Below are 17,168 nucleotides of genomic sequence, written 5' to 3'. Positions count from 1 at the left end.
AGGAAGTGATGGCGAGCGAATTCGACGTAATCGTCTATGGCGCGACCGGCTACACTGGGCGTTTGGTGGCCGAATATATCGCCAGCGCCTACCCCATCGGTGTTCGCTGGGCCATGGCGGGGCGCTCGCTCAGCAAGCTTCAGGAGGTGCGCGAGGAGATGGGCATCGGCACCCACGTGCCGCTCCTCACCGCCAACTCGGACGATCCTGCCTCTTTGCGGGCGTTGTGCGAGCGTACGAATGTCGTGATCTCGACCGTTGGCCCTTACCAGCTGTACGGCAGCGATCTTGTCGCCGCGTGCGCCGCCACGGGAACCGCTTACGTGGATCTGTGCGGCGAGCCGGGGTGGATGCGGCGGATGATCGACGCGCACCATGACGAGGCAAGGCGCACTGGCGCACGTATCGTCTTCTCGTGCGGCTTCGATTCCATTCCGTTCGACCTCGGCGTGATGACCCTGCAAGAAGCAGCGATCAAGCGCTTTGGCCGCCCCGCGCCGCGCGTGAAGGGGCGGGTGCGGGTCATGAAAGGTGGCTTTTCCGGGGGAACTGCCGCGAGCCTGAAGGCAACCCTGGCCGCCGCCGCCAAAGACCCGTCGCTGGTACCGCTCCTCGCCAGCCCTTTTGCACTTACTCCGGGACACAGCGGCCCTCATCAGCCGACCGGTCTCATTCCGGAGTTCGATTCCACGATCAACTGCTGGGTTGCCCCGTTTGTGATGGCGCCGATCAACACCAAGAACGTGCATCGCACCAATTTCCTGCTCGGCGGGCGCTATGGCAGTGATTTCGTCTATGACGAGATGATGGTTGCCGGCTTGGGCGAAATGGGCAAGGCGGCTGCCGAAGCGATTGCAAAGCTGAACCCGTTCGCCGGCGACAGCGGGCCCAAGCCAGGCGAAGGCCCGACCAAGGAAGAACGCGAAACCGGCCACTACGATGTGCTGTTCATCGGCCTGATGCCCGACGGCACTCGCCTTGACGCCGTGGTGACCGGCGATCGCGACCCCGGCTATGGCTCGACCAGCAAGATGCTGGCTGAAAGTGCCTTGTGTCTGGTGCAGGACGTTCAGGGCGAAGGCGGGATCTGGACGCCGGGTGCATTGATGGGATCGCAGTTACGTGATCGCCTGACGAAGAACGCCGGGCTCACCTTCACCGCCTGCTAAACGATAGGCTGACGCAAGGCTTTTAGCACCTTGCAGCCACCGCGAGCCGGCCTCTCCATTTGACAGCTAGCTATTGGGGAGTTCGGTAGCGGCGCTTACCGTCCGATAGCGATGGCGCCGGCAGCCGCGAATCCCGCGACCGCAATGGCGCCCAGCACTCGCGCCAGTTCCTCCTTGCGAAAGTTGGTCAGCCTGCGCTCGTCGAGCCAATAACGATGCTCTGGCTCGGCCACGATGGCACCGAATTTCAGCATTCGATTCAGCAGGCGCTTCTCGCCTCGGCCAGCCGGTACGAATGACGCTGCATTGGCCGGCTTGATCGCGCCGGCCGCACGCAGCCGCTCCACGATCCGGTTCTGCGCACGCGTCGAATAACGCTCCGCAACACGCACCACGATATTCGCCAACCTACTTCCTCCGCCCCTGATGCCTGATATTGCCCGGCCGACCGCGACGCTTGAGAACGCGAGGAGCACGAGGCTCACGCTCGCTCCGGCGCGTCGGCCGCGCACCCTTGCCCTCCGGCATCTCGAACCGAAGTGCACCGGAAACCGGATTAGCATCTGCTAGACGCAGCTGCAGCCTCTGCCCCAACACATATTCGTCGCCGCTGGTCTCGCCCACCAGCCGCATTGCCGCCTCGTCGTAGCGGAAATACTCGCCGCCGAGATCGCTTACCGGCATCAGCCCGTCGCCGCCGACGCCCTCTACCGTGGCGAAGAAGCCGAAATTCTGTATCCCGGTGATACGAACGTCTACGATCTCCCCCACCCGCTCTGCGAGAAATGCCGCGACATAACGGTCGATTGTCTCGCGCTCCGCCTCCATGGCGCGTCGCTCGAGCTTGCTGATTGTCTCGCCCAGCCGCTCAAAATCCTCGTCGCCGTTGAGTCCTCCCGGCCCAAGTCCATAGGCACTGGTCAGCGCCCGATGGACCAGCAAGTCAGCGTAGCGCCGGATCGGCGAGGTGAAATGGGCGTAGGATCCTAGCGAAAGGCCGAAATGGCCGTGGTTGCCCGGGCCATAATAAGCCTGCGTCTGAGTGCGGAGCACCTGCTCCATAACCTGCGGCCGGAAATCCGCCTCGCCGACCCGGTCGAGAATGCGGTTGAACGTAGCGGGCTTGATAACCTGCCCCAGCGCGAAGGGGATATCGAAGGTGTCGAGATAATCCTTCAACGCCGCCAGCTTCGCGCGCGATGGCGGTTCGTGCACTCGGTACATCACCGGCGCCTTCTTGGCCTCCAGCGCCTTGGCCGCCGCGACATTGGCCGCGATCATGTAATCCTCGACCAGCCTATGAGCATCCAGCCGCTCGCGGGGAGCGACCGAAAGCAAGCGCCCCTTCTCGTCCAGCGCAACCTGTCGCTCCGGCAGATCGAGGGCCAGCGGTTCGCGCTTGTCCCGCGCTTCGGCCAGCGCGCCCCAGCAACCCCACAGGTTCCTCAGCGCCTCCATCAAATCATCGGAGACTGGCGGATCGCCGGCGTTGCCATCAATGGCAGCCTGAGCATCCTCATAGGCGATATTGCTGGCAATCCGAACAACGGCCCGCGTGAATTGCCAGGATTTGAGCGCACCGTTCTTGGTGATCTGAAGATGGCATGCCATGGCCGCCCGGTCTTCACCCTCCTTCAACGAGCAGACATCAGCCGAAAGCACTTCGGGCAGCATCGGCACGACCCGATCCGGGAAATAGACCGAATTGCCCCGCCGTCGGGCCTCGCGATCAAGAGCGCTGCCCGCACGAACATAGAAGCTGACGTCAGCGATCGCGACGACGGCGCGCCAGCCGTCGGGGTTCGACGGATCATCGTCCGGCGCTGCCCAGATCGCGTCGTCATGGTCGCGCGCGTCGGCGGGGTCGATCGCCACGATCGGGAGGTGAGTGAGATCCTGTCGCCCCTCACCCAACGGCTGCCTCGCGACGCGAGCCGCCTCGTCCAAGGTATCCTGATCGAAGACGTGAGGGATCTCATGCCGGTGAATGGCAATCAGTGAAAAGCTGCGGGGCGCGAATGGATCACCCAGTCGCTCCACAACGCGAGCCGTGATCCGCGGCGGACGCCCAGTCCGCTCGGCTAGTACCAAATCGCCAGGTTCCGCGCCCCCGGCGTCGGAGACGGCATATTCGCGCCGCTCTTTCTTCTCGACGCCCTGTAGCCACAGTCGATCGCCCTCGCCCCGCAGCACGCCGATCATTTGCTCTGCCGCCGGAGCAAGCGCCTTCATCGGGTGCGCAATCCAGCCGCTACCGGCCTCCTCCGTTCGCGCCAGCAGGCGCGTACCCACGCCGATCTCGCCGCGCCGACGTTCCTTCACTCGCACCCGCGGCGGCGGTGTTTCCGCTTCCCACTTCGCGGGCGTGGCCCAAATGTTGCCACCGTCATCCACATCCACGACGCGCAGCACGGTAACTTTCGGAAGGCCACCCATCTTGTGAAAAGCGCGGCCGGGAGCGCTGTCGATCAGCCCCTCGTCTGCCATGTCCTTCAGCAGTGCCTTGAGCCCGATCTTTTCCTGCGCGGTCAACCCGAAGGCACGCGCGATTTCACGTTTGCCGGCGGGAGTGTCGCTCGTGGCGATGAAATCCAGGATTTGCTGGCGGCTCGGCAGCCCGGCCCGTGGTTTGCGCATCAGTGACAGATAGGGGCTCGCGGCCGCTGCGTCACCCGCATGCGTTCACGCGTCGATCGCTTCCTCATCCATGCGCGCCGCATTTTCCTGAATGAACGCGAAGCGGTGAGCAGGATTGGTCCCCATCAGGCGATCGACGAGATCCTTCACACCAGCCCTTTCCTCATACTCCTGCGGCAAGGTGATGCGGATCAGGCTGCGGCTTCCGGGGTCCATCGTCGTTTCTCGCAGCTGGCCGGGATTCATTTCGCCCAGGCCTTTGAACCGCGCCACTTCCACCTTCTTGCCCTTGAAGACGGTGGCCTCGATCTCGGCTCGGTGCGCATCGTCACGGGCGTACAGCGACTTTGCGCCAACTGTCAGACGGTACAGCGGTGGTTGGGCAAGATAGAGGTGCCCGCGGCGGACCAGATCCGGCATTTCCTGGAAGAAGAAGGTCATCAGCAGCGTCGCGATGTGCGCGCCGTCGACGTCCGCGTCGGTCATGATGACGACGCGTTCGTATCGCAGGTTATCCGGCCGACACTCTTTGCGTGTACCGCACCCCAAAGCCTGGATCAGATCCGCGATTTCCTGGTTCGCGAGAATTTTGGCGCTAGTCGCGCTGGCGACGTTCAGGATTTTGCCGCGGATCGGCAATATCGCCTGCGTTTTGCGATCGCGGGCCTGTTTCGCGCTGCCACCGGCGCTGTCGCCTTCCACGATGAACAGCTCGGTTCCTTCCGGGCTGTCCGCAGCACAGTCGGTCAGCTTGCCGGGCAGGCGCAGCTTGCGTGACGACGTCGCCGTCTTGCGCTTCACCTCACGCTCGGCCTTGCGGCGCAGCCGTTCGTCCATCCGCTCCAGCACATAGCCGAGCAGGGCACGGCCGCGATCCATGTTCTGGCTCAGCCAATGATCGAAATGGTCACGCACGGCCTTTTCGACCAGCCCCGCTGCCTCTGGCGAGGTGAGCCGGTCCTTGGTCTGAGACTGGAACTGCGGATCGCGAATGAAGACGCTCAGCATCAACTCGCTGCCGACCATCACGTCGTCGGCGGTCAGCTCCTTGGCGCGCTTGTTGTTGACGAGATCGCCAAAGGCGCGCAGCCCGCGGACCAAGGCCTGGCGAAGACCCTGTTCGTGCGTGCCGCCGTCCGGCGTCGGGATGGTGTTGCAGTACCAGCTGTAGCTGCCGTCAGACCATAACGGCCAGGCGACTGCCCACTCCACACGGCCCGCCTCGTCGTGGAAATCCTGCGATCCCGAGAAGAAGTCCGCAGTGGCGCATTCGCGCCCACCCACCTGTTCGCGCAGGTGATCGGCTAGGCCTCCGGGGAACTGGAATACGGCCTCTGCGGGAGTATCATCGCTGATCAGCTCGGGCGCGCACTTCCAGCGGATCTCAACGCCGGCGAACAGATACGCCTTCGATCGTGCCAGCCGGTAAAGGCGCGCCGGCTTGAAGAGCAGGTCGGGGCCGAAAATCTCCGCATCCGGGACAAAACTGACCAAAGTGCCTCTGCGATTGGGCGCTGCGCCGACTGTTTCGAGCCGCCCAAGAGTCTGCCCCTTGCTGAAACGCTGGCGGTAAAGCTGCCGGTCGCGTGCAACCTCGACGACGGTGTCGGAGGATAAGGCATTCACCACGGAGATGCCGACGCCATGCAAACCGCCGCTGGTCGCATAGGCCTTGCCCGTGAACTTTCCGCCCGAGTGGAGGGTGGAGAGGATCACCTCCAAGGCGCTCTTGTCCGGGAACTTGGGATGCGGATCGACTGGAATGCCGCGGCCATTATCTACGATTGTCAGCCGGTTGCCTGTGGCGAGCGTCACTTCGATGCGAGTGGCATGGCCCGCCACGGCCTCGTCCATGGCATTGTCGAGCACTTCGGCAGCAAGATGATGCAGCGCACGCTCATCCGTGCCGCCGACGTACATGCCCGGCCGTCGCCGCACCGGCTCCAAGCCTTCGAGCACCTCGATGGATGAGGCGTCGTAATCAGCAGCAGGCAATGGAGCGCGGAACAAATCTGGATCAGCCATATCTCCCATATAGCATTCGAGTGTCACATCGCGACCTGTTGCAATGCGGCAACAGTCTGGCTGCAGATGCGCCCCGGCAATGTTTCGAAATGCATCCTTTTTCGAACCGCCGCCGTTCCCGGCCACTCCAGTTCCGTAATGAAAGGTTTGCGTATGAAGCACTTGCTGCTCGCCGGTATCGCCGCCGCCCTGTTCGCCCCGGCGGTTTCCGCTCAGACGAGTGACGAGGATCCCGGCTTCTCGGGCGTCTATGTCGGCGCAGCCGGCGGCTACGACGTCCAGCCAAATGATGTCGGGTCGTCGATCCTGTTCGATCGCAATCTTGACGGCACCTTCGGCGACGTCGTGAACACCACGACCGCTCCCAATGCGTTCGCACCGCCGATCGGCGGTTTCTGCAACGGGCGTGCCCTGGGCGCTACCTCCCCGACGAACACCACCACGCCAGCAGGCTGCGCCAACGACAAGGATGGCTGGGCCTATTACGGGCGCGTCGGCTGGGATAACCAGCGCGGCAACTTCGTTGTCGGTGTAGTCGGCGAATTCGGCAAGAGCGAGATCACGGACAGCGTCAGCGCATTTTCAAGCACGCCAGCATCCTATGTGATGACCCGCTCGATCGATTGGGAAGCATCGATCCGCGGCCGGGTTGGCTACACGCCGAACAACACCACCTTGTTCTACGGCACGTTCGGCCCGGGCTATGCGCGCATCGATCGTGACTTCACGACCACTAATACTGCCAACAGCTTCAGTGAGAGCGGCAAGCGCAATCAGTGGGGTATCACTGGCGGTGGCGGCATCGAGCAGCGGATCGGCCGCAACTTCTCGCTGGGCCTTGAATACATGTACCATCAGTATCAGGACAACGACTACCGGGTGCGCGCCGGCAGCACCGGCACGACGCCTGGAACCAATCCGTTCCTGCTCGCCGGCACAGGCACGGACTTCCGTCGCAGTGACGACAAGTTCCGCTGGCACTCCCTGCGTGCAACGGCAGCGTTCCGCTTCTGATGATGCTTGATGCTGCGGCCGAGCTTTGGGTTGCTTGACCGCAGCAACTTACTGGCAAGTTCGATGGACGACTTCAGGTTGTCTGGATCCCGCCATCGGGAGAGCGGGCTTGTTAAGATGACGACACCTCAGCCGTCCAAGTGAGGGAGATGGTCAACCGTCCATTGATCTGAACACCGTGGCGGTATCCCAACCGCCAGGATGAAGAAGGCCATGCCAAACGCGTGGTTTGGCATGGCCTGAGCTTCAATCGGCGAATGACACGGTTATCGCATGCGCGGGCCGCCAAAGGGCAGCGGAGCGGCGCGTCGATCGCGACGCGGCAACTGCGCCTGATACGCATGCCCGCAATGTTCCACGCAGTACGGGAAACCGGGGTTTACCTTGTCGCCGCAGAAATGGAAATCCGGCTCGCCGGGATGCCCAAGCGGCCACTTGCAGACCTTATCGCTAAGATCCAGCAGGCCAGTCTTTCCCGCAATTTCCGGCGACGGCTTCGCCGGTACCAGGCGGCGAGGCGGCGCCGGCGCAATCGGAGGTTGCTGCTCGCCCGGTGCCTGACGCACGAAGCCGCCCGGTCCCACTGAGCGGACCATGCGCTGCGACTCAGGTGGCCGTTCCGGCTCAAGCGGCGTCGTGATGGTAATCGGCTTCGGCGCGGACACCTGAGTCACTGCAGGCGCGCTCGCGGGCGCCATAGGCGGTGGCGGCGGTGCAGGGGGCGGCGGCGCGGGTGGGGGCGGCGGCGGAGCGGCGACAGGCTCCGGTGCAGGAGCCGGCTTTGCCTCCACGTCCTTCGGAACTACCGGCGATGGGCGTGATTGCAAGCCAAGGCGATGCGCTTTGCCAATCACTGCATTGCGGCTGACCCCGCCCAGCGCCTCGGCAATCTGGCTGGCGGTCTGTCCGCCCTCCCACATCTTGCGCAGTGTTTCGATCCGTTCCTCGGTCCAGGACATGGGCCTTGTCGTTCCTTCACTTCTTACGCCGGTTGCAGCGAGCGGCGGCAGCGACTACGCGATCAAGCGATGAGCAGCCACCCCCCATTTGGCCAGCAATCCGGCGGCCAGGAAAATTCCTTGGTCAGGAACGCGCCAGGCGTCCCGTCAATTCGGAACGTCAATTGGGGCGGCCTGAAGACCTTATATGTGAAGGAGGTGCGCCGCTTCTTCAAGGTCCAGCTGCAAACGATCTGGGCACCGGCGATCACCACGCTCCTTTACCTGGTCATCTTCACCGTCGCTCTGGGTGGCCGAGGAGAGGTTCATCTCGGCGGTTCGATGGTGGCTTTTGCCGACTTTGTCGCTCCGGGCCTCATCGTGATGGGCATGCTGAACAATGCCTTCGCAAACGCCAGCTTTTCGCTGCTGGTCGGCAAGATCCAGGGGACGATCGTCGACTACCTGATGCCGCCCCTCTCCACTGCGGAATTGCTGGCAGCGCTTACCGGCGGCGCCGTGACACGCGCCTTTCTCGTCGGTCTGACGGTCTGGCTCGCGATGGCGCTTTGGCCTGGTGTGCATGTCGCACCTGCGCACCCGATTGCCGTGCTTTGGTTCGGCCTGCTTGGGTCGATCTTCCTCGCTCTTGTGGGCGTACTCACGTCCATTTGGGCGGAGAAGTTCGATCACGCTGCGGCTGTTACCAATTTCGTGGTGGCGCCGCTGACGCTGCTGTCGGGGACCTTCTACTCCGTGGATCGGCTGTCGCCTGTTTTCCAGGCGATCAGCCACGCCAATCCGTTTTTCTATATCATTTCCGGGTTCCGCTATGGCTTCTTGGGGATCGCGGACTCCCCGGTCGCGCTCGGCAGCGCAGTCGTGCTGGCGCTTGATATCGCCCTGGGCATCTTGTGCTACACGCTGTTGCGGCGCGGGTGGCGCTTGAAGAACTAAGCTAAAGGTTGCCCGACGGCGAAACTTAGAACCCGTCGGGCATGCTCACCGGACCGACGACTCGGACGTATTCGCGAATGGCGTAGCGATCGGTCATGCCTGCAATGTAATCCGCGATGTGCCGGCTGAAGCCGGGCTCACCATCCGGCACGCTCGCGCGCCATTCCTGCGGAAGGATGGCAGGATCCTGATGAAACGCTGCGAACAAGCCTGCGACGATCTGATGCGCTGACGCCGCCGCTTCGAGCTGCTTGGGATGATGATAGAGGTTGGCGTACATAAAGCGCTTCAAGTCGCGCTCTGCTATCCGCATCTCATCCGAAAAGGCGACCAGAGCCCGACCTGCGGCGCGAACGTCCGCTACAGACCCGACCTTTGAGTCCGCGATACGGCGCCGGGTTTCCTCAAGCAGATCGTTGACCATCACGCCGATTTGGCTGCGCACCAACTCGCGACCCTGGCGCCGTTCGCTAACGTCGGGGAACAACGCCCGCACCCTTTCCCAACCACGGGCGACAAGTGGGACCGCCCGCAACTGATCGACGCACAGAAGCCCAGCGCGGAGCCCATCATCGATGTCGTGATTGTCGTAGGCGATGTCGTCGGCCAGCGCCGCTACCTGCGCTTCGAGGCTGGCGTAGGTACCAAGCTCCAGATCGGCTTCTTGGTCAGCCTCTGCCAGAGCCCAGCCGGGGTGACGCGCAGGGCCGTTATGCTTCGCCAGGCCCTCCAGCGTCTCCCAAGTCAGGTTCAGCCCATCGAAGCGCGGGTAAGCGCGCTCGATCCGCATCAGGGTTCGTAGGGTATGCCCGTTATGGTCGAAGCCGCCGGCCGCCGCCATCGCAGCCTTGAGGGCGTCCTCCCCAGCATGTCCGAAGGGAGGATGGCCAATGTCGTGAGCGAGGCACAGCGCCTCCGTCAGGTCCTCGTTCAGACCCAGCGTGCGTGCAATCGTCCGGCCGATCTGCGCCACTTCGAGGCTATGGGTCAGCCGAACGCGGAAATGGTCGCCATCGGGAGCCAGGAATACCTGCGTTTTGTGCCGCAGCCGCCGGAATGCGATCGAGTGGACGATCCGGTCGCGATCCCTTTGATAAGCGTCGCGAGGGCCACGTTCACCCTGTCCGCCGGACTTGCTTTGTTCTTCGTGAAGGCGGCCCCTGCTGTGCGCCGGGTTAGAAGCCCAGGGCGCAAGCATCGTCACTTGGCTGGCAACCTCGTCATCTTCTGACCTTCTTCGCTGGTAAACGGAAATGCGGAAATGCCCTGCTTGGACAAGGTGTTAACGAACTCGCGCGCTTCCTGCTCCGTCTTGAACGGGCCAGTCAGGACACGGTTGGTAAGCCGAAGCGGCGTCGTATAGGCCGATTTACCCTTCAGCGCAGCCGCCTTGTTCTGAGCAGCAGCCCATGCCTTGGGCAGATCATCCTTATTCGCGCCACCCGCAACCTGAACCCAGATGCGTGCTGGCTCCGCCTTCGCCGCCTTGGCAGCGTCTGCCGCTTTTTTGACGTCAGCCTGCTTTTTGGCGTCAGCCAGCCTTTTAGCCTCAGCTTGCTTCTTGGCGCTGGCAGTTAGGACGTCGGTTCCGGCCTGTTTTGCGTCTGCAGCCGCCTTTTCCTTGCTGCTAACGGCCTTGCCGCCCTGCCCGTTAGCCGCGGCGAGCTTGGGCTCGCCCGCCTTCACCGCGGAAGACGCCGGCTTCTCCGCGGTCGCGGCGCGGCGAGAAGCAACCGGCTCGACTCTTTCCTGTTGCTCAGGCCGTTCCGTGCCGGTCGCCTTGCCGGGCGCCTCCGCCGCAGCGCTGCTTGCCTGCGTGGCCGAGGACGTACCAGTCTGCGCTGAGGCCTGAACCGGCGGGGCGACTGGTTCAGGTGGGCGCACCGGAGCAACACCCAGCTCAGAACCCGGGATGGAAATCCCCGCCATGATACGGGCCAGGATCGTATCTTCGCTGAGCGCCGGCCTTGTCGGTGCCGTGCGTGCAATGGCCGCGGCGGGCGCCGGTTCGGAAGTCACGGCGGCCGCCGAGCTGGCCGGCAGCGCAGCCGGCGTCGCCGGCGTGATCGAGCCGGGTCTGGTCGACGTTGCCGAACTCGCGCTCGCCAGCACTTGAGGCCGCGACGCGACCGCTGGCGCGGGGGACGCAGCGGCGCTCGTAGCACTTGGCGAGGCTGATCCACTCAGAGCGGCCAGAGTGCTGCTGACTGGCCGGCTTGGCACGGCTTGGGCCGTGAGCGGCGCAGTGCCACCGGTCGCGGCCAGGCTGCTGCCGGCTGTGGAGGTTGCCGACACAGGAAGCGGGCCGGCCGATGCGGGAGCAGCAGGAGCGGCGCTGCTGGCAGGAGCCGGGACAGTCTGGACCACGGGCTTGGACGGCGCGAATGCCACCCCCGCATATCGTGGTGGCTGAAAAGCGGTGGGTTCGATCGTGGGCTGCCGCACGGCGGTTGCACTAGCGACGGCGACCGCCGGCCTGTCGCTGCGGCGATCACGCTGAGCGCGCTGCTCCGCGCGGGCAGCCTCGCGGCGGCGCTTCGCCTCCTCCCGAGCACTGCGTCGATCGTTCCGCGATGCGGACGCGGACACAGGTGCAGCCGTTGCGACTGAGGCGACCTGTACTGGACGTGTAGCTTCTGGCGGCAGTGGCGGAAGCGCCGGAACGAGCCGCGCGTCGGCCAGGCGCTGAGGCGTGGCGCGCAGCTCTCCGAAATGAACGGCAAAGGCCCGGTCCGCCGACGAGAGTCCGCCGAGACGAGCGAAGAAAGGCGCCAGGGCCGCTCCCATTCCCGGCGGCATCATGGTGTTGGCGATTTTCTCGGCCCCCGGTACGTCACCGGTCATGGCGAGCACGAAGGCCCGCACGCGCCAAGCGCTGCGATCGTTGCGGCGCAGCTGATCAGCGATCGCGTCGAGAGCCTCTTGCCGCCGCCCGGAGATGCCCAGCGACAGAGCGTAGCGGCGCTGAACTTCATCCGTGCCGCCGGATTTCAACGCCACCCGATAGTCGCGCTGTGCCCGCTCCTGTTCGCCGATTAGGTCGTAGGCCAGGCCGCGATCGCCAGCAAAGGTGCGCGGGTCGAGGCCGTAGCCAACGGCCTGGTCGAAGTATCGAAGTGCCTCGCCGGGGCGCTCCTGAGTAACGAGGATGCGCGCCATTCCTGCCTTCACCCGACCGTTCATCGGATCGACATTCTCGGCCCGCTTCAGCAGCGAAGCAGCGGCATTGACGTCACCCAGCTTGAGCGAAAGCTCGGCTGCCTCAATCAACGATGAAAGATCACGCGGATTGGAGCCCAACCGCCGCATGGCGTTAGCGAGAGCGTCGGCATCAGGCGTTGGCCGCGGCACCGTTTGTACCTGCTGACCGGGATAGGCTTGGGCGAGTGCGCCCGGCGCGCCGGCGAGCGCAGCGGCGAGGATCAGTGGGCGAGCAATCGACATGGATAACTGCGTTAGGACGAGCGGCTATTAACGAGCAATGAGCCCGGCGCGTGGACGCGCCGAGCCGCACGGGGCGACCGACGAATGCCGATCGCCCTTGCCCACCCGTATCTTACTGGTTGTTCTGACGGTGAAGGAACCGCGGAATGTCGAGCGCATCCTTGCTCTCGTCATCTGCTCCCTTCTGCGTGCCGCGCGATGCATTCTGCATCCGCTCGAACAGCGTTCCGCCCAGCTTCACCCGCGGCTGCGGCGGTACGTCGGCCGAACCCTCGCCGCCCGACAGCCAACGCCGACGTGGCGCTTCCTGAGCATCATCGTCGCCGAACACGCGCGGCTCTTCCGCCTTGGCAGGTGCAGCAGAAGATGCGGCAGGCTGCGGCGTCGGCACCATCGTGTCACTACCGAGAAGCAGTTCGTCGCCGGCCGCTTCCTCAACGCCGCGCGCCGCGGCGGTCGGCTGAACACTCGGCGTGGCGCCAGGCGCAGGCACGCCAGCGGACATCGCGCCAGCCGCAGCACCACTGGGCTGAGGAGCCGGAGCAGCGGCAGGTGCCGCCGCCGGCGCCGGCGCCGCGGCGGCAGGAGCCGCCGCTGCCGGAGCCGCTTCGACGCGGCGCGGCGCCGAGAAGCTGAAAGCGCGAGCCGGTTCGGCAGCCGGCGCTTCCGTCCGCTCGACAGCCTCTATGCCGGTGGCAACCACCGACACGCGAATCCGGCCTTCCAGTTCCGGATTGAAAGCTGAACCCCAGATGATGTTCGCTTCGGGATCCACGAGCTCGCGGATGTGGTTCGCAGCTTCATCAACCTCGAGCAGACGCATGTCTTCGCCGCCGGTAATCGAAATGATGACGCCCTTCGCGCCCTGCATGGAAACGCCATCCAGCAGCGGGTTGGCAATTGCCTTCTGCGCGGCGATCAGCGCACGATCGTCGCCATCGGCCTCGCCAGTGCCCATCATGGCCTTGCCCATCTCCTGCATCACCGAACGCACGTCGGCGAAGTCCAGATTGATGAGGCCCGGCATGACCATCAGGTCGGTAATGCCACGCACGCCCTGTTGCAAAACCTCGTCCGCAAGTTCGAAGGCCTGCTTGAAGGTAGTATTGGCGTTGGCGATGAGGAACAGGTTCTGGTTCGGGATGACGATCAGCGTATCGACGAACTTCTGCAGTTCCTCGATGCCCTGTTCAGCGGACTTGCCGCGCCGTGCACCTTCGAAGGCGAACGGCTTGGTCACCACACCGACGGTGAGGATGCCCATGTCCCGCGCGGCCTTGGCAATGACCGGAGCAGCACCAGTGCCGGTACCACCGCCCATGCCAGCAGCAATGAAGCACATGTGAGCACCTTCGAGCAGCTTTGCCACCTGCTCGATCGTCTCTTCGGCAGCAGCGCGGCCGATTTCCGGACGGCTGCCGGCACCCAGGCCCTGCGTAATCTTTGCGCCCAGCTGAATCTTCTGGGGCGCAATCGACTGCTTCAGCGCTTGCGCATCAGTATTTGCGACCAGAAAGTCGACGCCCTGGACATCCGCTCGCATCATGTTGGCAATCGCGTTGCCACCAGCGCCGCCGACGCCGATCACCGCGATCTTCGGGGTCAGTTCGTCTACGTCCGGTGCAATGAATTCGATGCCCATCGCCAATTTACTCCGTCATTTCGGGCACGAAACACTGGCCCGCCATCGCCATTAAACTTAGTGCAACATTGAAAGGCCCGGGGCCAGCCGAAAAGCAGCGTCGCGGGATCAATAATTTGCCTTCGCCGCCTGAAACAAACGCCTGAGCGCTGTTAGGCCCTTTTGCCGGACCACCATCTGCTGCTGCGGCACAAGCCCACGCAGATCGACAGGATCGGATGCGGCAAAAAACGCCAGGCCGGCCAGGGTTGCAAAGCCGGGACCGCCATGTGCGTCAGGCAACCCGGTCAACCCGCGCGGGCGACCGACGCGAACCGAACGGCCGAGCACTTGCTGAGCATAGTCCGCAATGCCCTTCAGCTCGGCCCCGCCGCCGGTCAGCACGACCTGCCGCCCGACCGGTCCCTCGAACTTCAATTCCCTAAGCGCCACCTGCACTTCGTTCACGAGATGCTCGAGCCGGGTACGAATTACACTGATCAAGGCCGCTTTGGTGATCTGCAGCGGATCGGCGTCGTCATCTGCGCGGCCGGGGCGGATCGCGATCATCTCGTGATTGTCACGCGGCGAGGCATTGGCCGAGCCGTGGAAGCACTTCATGCGCTCCGCCTGACCGCGGGTCGTGCCGAACGCCGAAGCGATGTCGTCGGTGATGTCGCATGACCCGATCGGTATCGACTTCAAACCCACCAGCATCCCACCGGCGAACAGCGAGACGTTGGTGATGCCGGCGCCGATCTCCACCAGCGCAACGCCAAGGTCGCGTTCCTCTTCGCTGAGGCAAGCCAGGCCCGTAGCCACCGGTGACGCGATGATCGACTTCACTTCGAGGTGAGCCGAGCGGACGGTCAGGTCCAGATTGCGGACCGGCGAACCGTCAGCCGCGATCACATGGATGTGAACGCCAAGCCGGTCGGCGTGGAGACCAAGCGGCTTCTTCACGCCAGTCAGGCCGTCCAGCGTGTACAGCGCCGGCTGCGCGTGCAGGACCATCCGGCCCTGCGGATCAATCGCCTGCCGCCCCTCTTGCAACAAGGCGTCGATATCCTGTTGCTCGATGCGATGGCCGTTGAGCTCAACCTCGATGAAGGCCTCGTCACTGACCAGCCCGCCAGCGGAGAAGCCGGCCCAGACGTTCTCGATGTTGAATCCGGCGATACGCTCGGCCTGTGCCACAGCCTCGCGCACGGCAAGCTCGGTCAGCGCCATATCAGCGATATAGCCGCGCTTCACGCCCTTCGATTCGCGCTGTCCCGTGCCAAGCACGATCAGCTCTCCGCCATCGCCACGCTGCGCGATCATCGCCGACACCTTGGAGGTGCCGATATCCAGCGCAGTGATGATCCCTTCCGGTGCCGCCTTCGCCATGCCCCTGCTCCCCGTTCTGCCCCGTGCGCCGTCTTAGACTTCGTCGATCCGAGCGAAACGCGCGCTCTCGACTGCCGCGCCCGCTCCCGTTTCCGGAACCGCTTGCTCCATATCGGTTCCCGGCTTTCGCGCCACCAGCTTGGCAGGGTCGCGCATGTCGAACCGTAGCCATCCCTTGCCCAGCAGCGAACGTGCGCCGTCCAGCTCCGCGAACTTCACCAGGGCGCCCGCAGCATTGTCCTGCGGCAGCGCGAGCGTCTCGCCAGTGTCGAAGGTGATATCCCATCTGCGATTGCCGACCCATGTGGCCGCCTTCACCCGTGGCTTCAGTGCCGGTGCAGCCGCGAGAAGGCGCTGGTATGCCGCTTCCTGCCGATCGGCACCGGGTCCGATCACCAGCGGCAGATCCGGCATGCGGCTGGGGTCCACCGGCTCCAGGGGCACGCCCTTCGCATCAATGAGCGTGAGCGCGCCGCCATTCTGCCAGATTGCCGCCGGCTCACGCTCCACGATGTGGATGAGCAAACGGTCGGGGAGACGGCGCGAGACATAGGCGTCGGCGATCCAGCCGTACGCCAGCAGTCGCTGCCGGATCAGCTCGAGGTCGACCCGTAGCATCGCCTTTGGCTGTTCTTCCAACGCCACGGCGTACACGGTTTCGCGATTCATCCGCTTGATGCCGGTGATATCCACCTGCTCGACACGAAGCCCCATCTGACCGGTCGTGTCTGCCATCGCAGTGCCGATGGCCCCCGGCACGCCGAACCACGAGGCGGTCGCGATGGCCACTGCGCCGCCCAACCCGAGGATTGACCACGTAACGGCGCGACGGAGTGCCGCCTCACTCACCGGCAATGCTGTGATCAGGCGATCGCCCAGCGACTTCTTCGGCGGGGGCCGGCGAACGGTGGGGCGACGCTGCGGACCACCGCGAGTGATCGAGCGGCTCATGCTCCTTCCCTCAGCGCTTCATCAACGATGGCCTGCACCAGCTCCGGATAACTGATGCCCAAGTGCCGCGCCTGTTCGGGCACCAGACTGAGCGGAGTCATGCCAGGTTGGGTGTTCACCTCCAGCAGGAACAGTCCGTCGGCGCCCTGGGAATCATCCCAGCGGAAATCGGCGCGGCTGCAACCCTTGCAACCCAGCAGTTGATGGGCGCGCAAGGCGATCGCCATGCAGGCCTCGGCGATCTCGTCAGGGATCGGCGCCGGGAAGATATGGTCGGTCAGACCGTCGGTATATTTCGCATCATAATCATACCAGCCTGACTTCGGCCGAAGCTCGGTTACCCCGAGCGCTCGATCGCCCAGCACGGCTGTCGTTAGTTCGCGACCGCGCACATAAGGCTCGGCCAGCAGATGATCGAATTCCTGCCACGGCCCCTTCGCATCGCGGTTGATCGGATTGCCGTAATTGCCCTCGTCCGTGATGATCGCGACACCGACCGAGGAGCCCTCATTGACGGGCTTCAACACATAGGGGCGGGACAGCGGATCGCCGGCGTACAGATCCTCTGTGGAGACGATCCGTCCGCCGGGCATCGGGACACCATGCGGCACCAGTGCCTGCTTTGTCAGCACCTTATCGATCGCGATCACGGAAGTGGCGAGACCACTGTGCGTATAGCGCAGCCCCATGATGTCCATCAGGCCCTGGATCGAACCGTCCTCTCCCGGCGAGCCGTGAAGCGCATTGAAGACGAGATGCGGCTTCGCCGCCGCAAGACGGGCGGCGACATCGCGATCCATGTCGATCCGAGTGACGCGGTGGCCAAGGCTTTCGAGAGCATCGGCGATGCCAGCGCCGGAAGAGAGCGAGACCTCTCGCTCTGCCGACCAGCCACCCATCAGGACGGCGATATGGATCGGGGACACAGCCTCAGCCACGACCACCTCCCATGACGCTGGGCGCCAAACACCGGGACGCGTCCAGCGTGGCCGGGGCGATGAACATGCTTTCCGGTCCGTCACT

13 protein-coding genes are annotated in these 17,168 nt (G+C 64.2%); 3 read left to right on the top strand and 10 right to left on the bottom strand.

Translation table 11 applies throughout. The features are described 5' to 3' along the window. The first annotated feature begins 8 nt into the window (after positions 1 to 8). Positions 9 to 1,169, top strand: coding sequence for a saccharopine dehydrogenase family protein (locus LQ954_RS02485; protein WP_231021795.1), 1,161 nt, complete (start codon positions 9 to 11; stop codon positions 1,167 to 1,169). Positions 1,170 to 1,264: 95 nt separating this feature from the next. Here the strand turns inward: LQ954_RS02485 and LQ954_RS02480 are convergent, their stop codons facing one another. Genes LQ954_RS02480 through parE form a run of 3 tightly spaced genes read right to left on the bottom strand, consistent with a single transcriptional unit; the run spans position 1,265 to position 5,831 of the window. Beyond that, entirely contained in the window at positions 1,265 to 1,576 is a 312-nt protein-coding gene (locus LQ954_RS02480) for a hypothetical protein (RefSeq protein ID WP_227771007.1), read from the bottom strand. A 1-nt stretch (position 1,577) separates the two neighbouring features. After that, a complete protein-coding gene (locus LQ954_RS02475) occupies positions 1,578 to 3,806 on the bottom strand; it encodes a ribonuclease R family protein (RefSeq protein ID WP_231021793.1) in 2,229 nt (742 codons plus the stop codon). A 45-nt stretch (positions 3,807 to 3,851) separates the two neighbouring features. Continuing rightward, positions 3,852 to 5,831 carry a DNA topoisomerase IV subunit B gene (parE, locus tag LQ954_RS02470; protein ID WP_231021790.1) on the bottom strand — a complete coding sequence of 660 codons (1,980 nt, stop codon included), beginning with the start codon at positions 5,829 to 5,831 and terminating at the stop codon, positions 3,852 to 3,854. A gap of 153 nt (positions 5,832 to 5,984) precedes the next feature. On the opposite strand from parE, the gene LQ954_RS02465 reads away from it, so the two are divergent. Then, positions 5,985 to 6,845, top strand: a complete 861-nt coding sequence (locus LQ954_RS02465; RefSeq protein WP_231021788.1) for an outer membrane protein — start codon at positions 5,985 to 5,987, stop codon at positions 6,843 to 6,845. 266 nt (positions 6,846 to 7,111) lie between these two features. Here LQ954_RS02465 and LQ954_RS02460 read toward each other — a convergent pair whose 3' ends face one another. After that, positions 7,112 to 7,804: a GcrA family cell cycle regulator gene (locus LQ954_RS02460; protein WP_231021787.1), complete on the bottom strand. Its 693-nt coding sequence runs from the start codon at positions 7,802 to 7,804 to the stop codon at positions 7,112 to 7,114. Between the two features lie 69 nt (positions 7,805 to 7,873). Here LQ954_RS02460 and LQ954_RS02455 point away from each other — a divergent pair, with 69 nt between their 5' ends. Further along, entirely contained in the window at positions 7,874 to 8,740 is an 867-nt protein-coding gene (locus tag LQ954_RS02455) for an ABC transporter permease (RefSeq protein WP_231021785.1), read from the top strand. 25 nt (positions 8,741 to 8,765) lie between these two features. Here LQ954_RS02455 and LQ954_RS02450 read toward each other — a convergent pair whose 3' ends face one another. From LQ954_RS02450 to LQ954_RS02425, 6 genes are all read right to left on the bottom strand, one after another. Then, positions 8,766 to 9,944 (bottom strand): deoxyguanosinetriphosphate triphosphohydrolase, encoded by a 1,179-nt coding sequence (locus LQ954_RS02450; protein ID WP_231021783.1) that lies wholly within the window; start codon positions 9,942 to 9,944, stop codon positions 8,766 to 8,768. Continuing rightward, a complete protein-coding gene (locus LQ954_RS02445; protein WP_231021782.1) occupies positions 9,941 to 12,184 on the bottom strand; it encodes a tetratricopeptide repeat protein in 2,244 nt (747 codons plus the stop codon). Before LQ954_RS02445 ends, LQ954_RS02450 begins: the two co-directional genes overlap by 4 nt. A 112-nt stretch (positions 12,185 to 12,296) precedes the next feature. Beyond that, a complete protein-coding gene (gene ftsZ, locus LQ954_RS02440) occupies positions 12,297 to 13,826 on the bottom strand; it encodes a cell division protein FtsZ (RefSeq protein WP_231021781.1) in 1,530 nt (509 codons plus the stop codon). 108 nt (positions 13,827 to 13,934) lie between these two features. Then, a complete protein-coding gene (gene ftsA, locus LQ954_RS02435; protein ID WP_227771548.1) occupies positions 13,935 to 15,194 on the bottom strand; it encodes a cell division protein FtsA in 1,260 nt (419 codons plus the stop codon). A 33-nt stretch (positions 15,195 to 15,227) separates the two neighbouring features. Then, a complete protein-coding gene (locus LQ954_RS02430; RefSeq protein WP_227771547.1) occupies positions 15,228 to 16,145 on the bottom strand; it encodes a cell division protein FtsQ/DivIB in 918 nt (305 codons plus the stop codon). Then, positions 16,142 to 17,044, bottom strand: a complete 903-nt coding sequence (locus LQ954_RS02425) for a D-alanine--D-alanine ligase (RefSeq protein WP_231022700.1) — start codon at positions 17,042 to 17,044, stop codon at positions 16,142 to 16,144. The genes LQ954_RS02430 and LQ954_RS02425 overlap by 4 nt, the downstream gene beginning before the upstream one ends. Positions 17,045 to 17,168: the final 124 nt, after the last annotated feature.

The sequence above is a fragment of the Sphingomonas sp. IC-11 genome (assembly GCF_021043365.1).
Lineage (GTDB): Bacteria > Pseudomonadota > Alphaproteobacteria > Sphingomonadales > Sphingomonadaceae > Sphingomonas.
This window is presented reverse-complemented; position numbering and strand designations above follow the sequence as displayed.

Coding starts and splice junctions, on each gene's coding strand:
- LQ954_RS02425 (WP_231022700.1), bottom strand. CDS start 17,044: ATGGGTGGCTGGTCGGCAGAGCGAGAGGTCTCGCTCTCTTCCGGCGCT.
- parE (WP_231021790.1), bottom strand. CDS start 5,831: ATGGCTGATCCAGATTTGTTCCGCGCTCCATTGCCTGCTGCTGATTAC.
- LQ954_RS02485 (WP_231021795.1), top strand. CDS start 9: ATGGCGAGCGAATTCGACGTAATCGTCTATGGCGCGACCGGCTACACT.
- LQ954_RS02460 (WP_231021787.1), bottom strand. CDS start 7,804: ATGTCCTGGACCGAGGAACGGATCGAAACACTGCGCAAGATGTGGGAG.
- ftsA (WP_227771548.1), bottom strand. CDS start 15,194: ATGGCGAAGGCGGCACCGGAAGGGATCATCACTGCGCTGGATATCGGC.
- LQ954_RS02445 (WP_231021782.1), bottom strand. CDS start 12,184: ATGTCGATTGCTCGCCCACTGATCCTCGCCGCTGCGCTCGCCGGCGCG.
- ftsZ (WP_231021781.1), bottom strand. CDS start 13,826: ATGGGCATCGAATTCATTGCACCGGACGTAGACGAACTGACCCCGAAG.
- LQ954_RS02430 (WP_227771547.1), bottom strand. CDS start 16,145: ATGAGCCGCTCGATCACTCGCGGTGGTCCGCAGCGTCGCCCCACCGTT.
- LQ954_RS02455 (WP_231021785.1), top strand. CDS start 7,874: ATGAGCAGCCACCCCCCATTTGGCCAGCAATCCGGCGGCCAGGAAAAT.
- LQ954_RS02475 (WP_231021793.1), bottom strand. CDS start 3,806: ATGCGCAAACCACGGGCCGGGCTGCCGAGCCGCCAGCAAATCCTGGAT.
- LQ954_RS02465 (WP_231021788.1), top strand. CDS start 5,985: ATGAAGCACTTGCTGCTCGCCGGTATCGCCGCCGCCCTGTTCGCCCCG.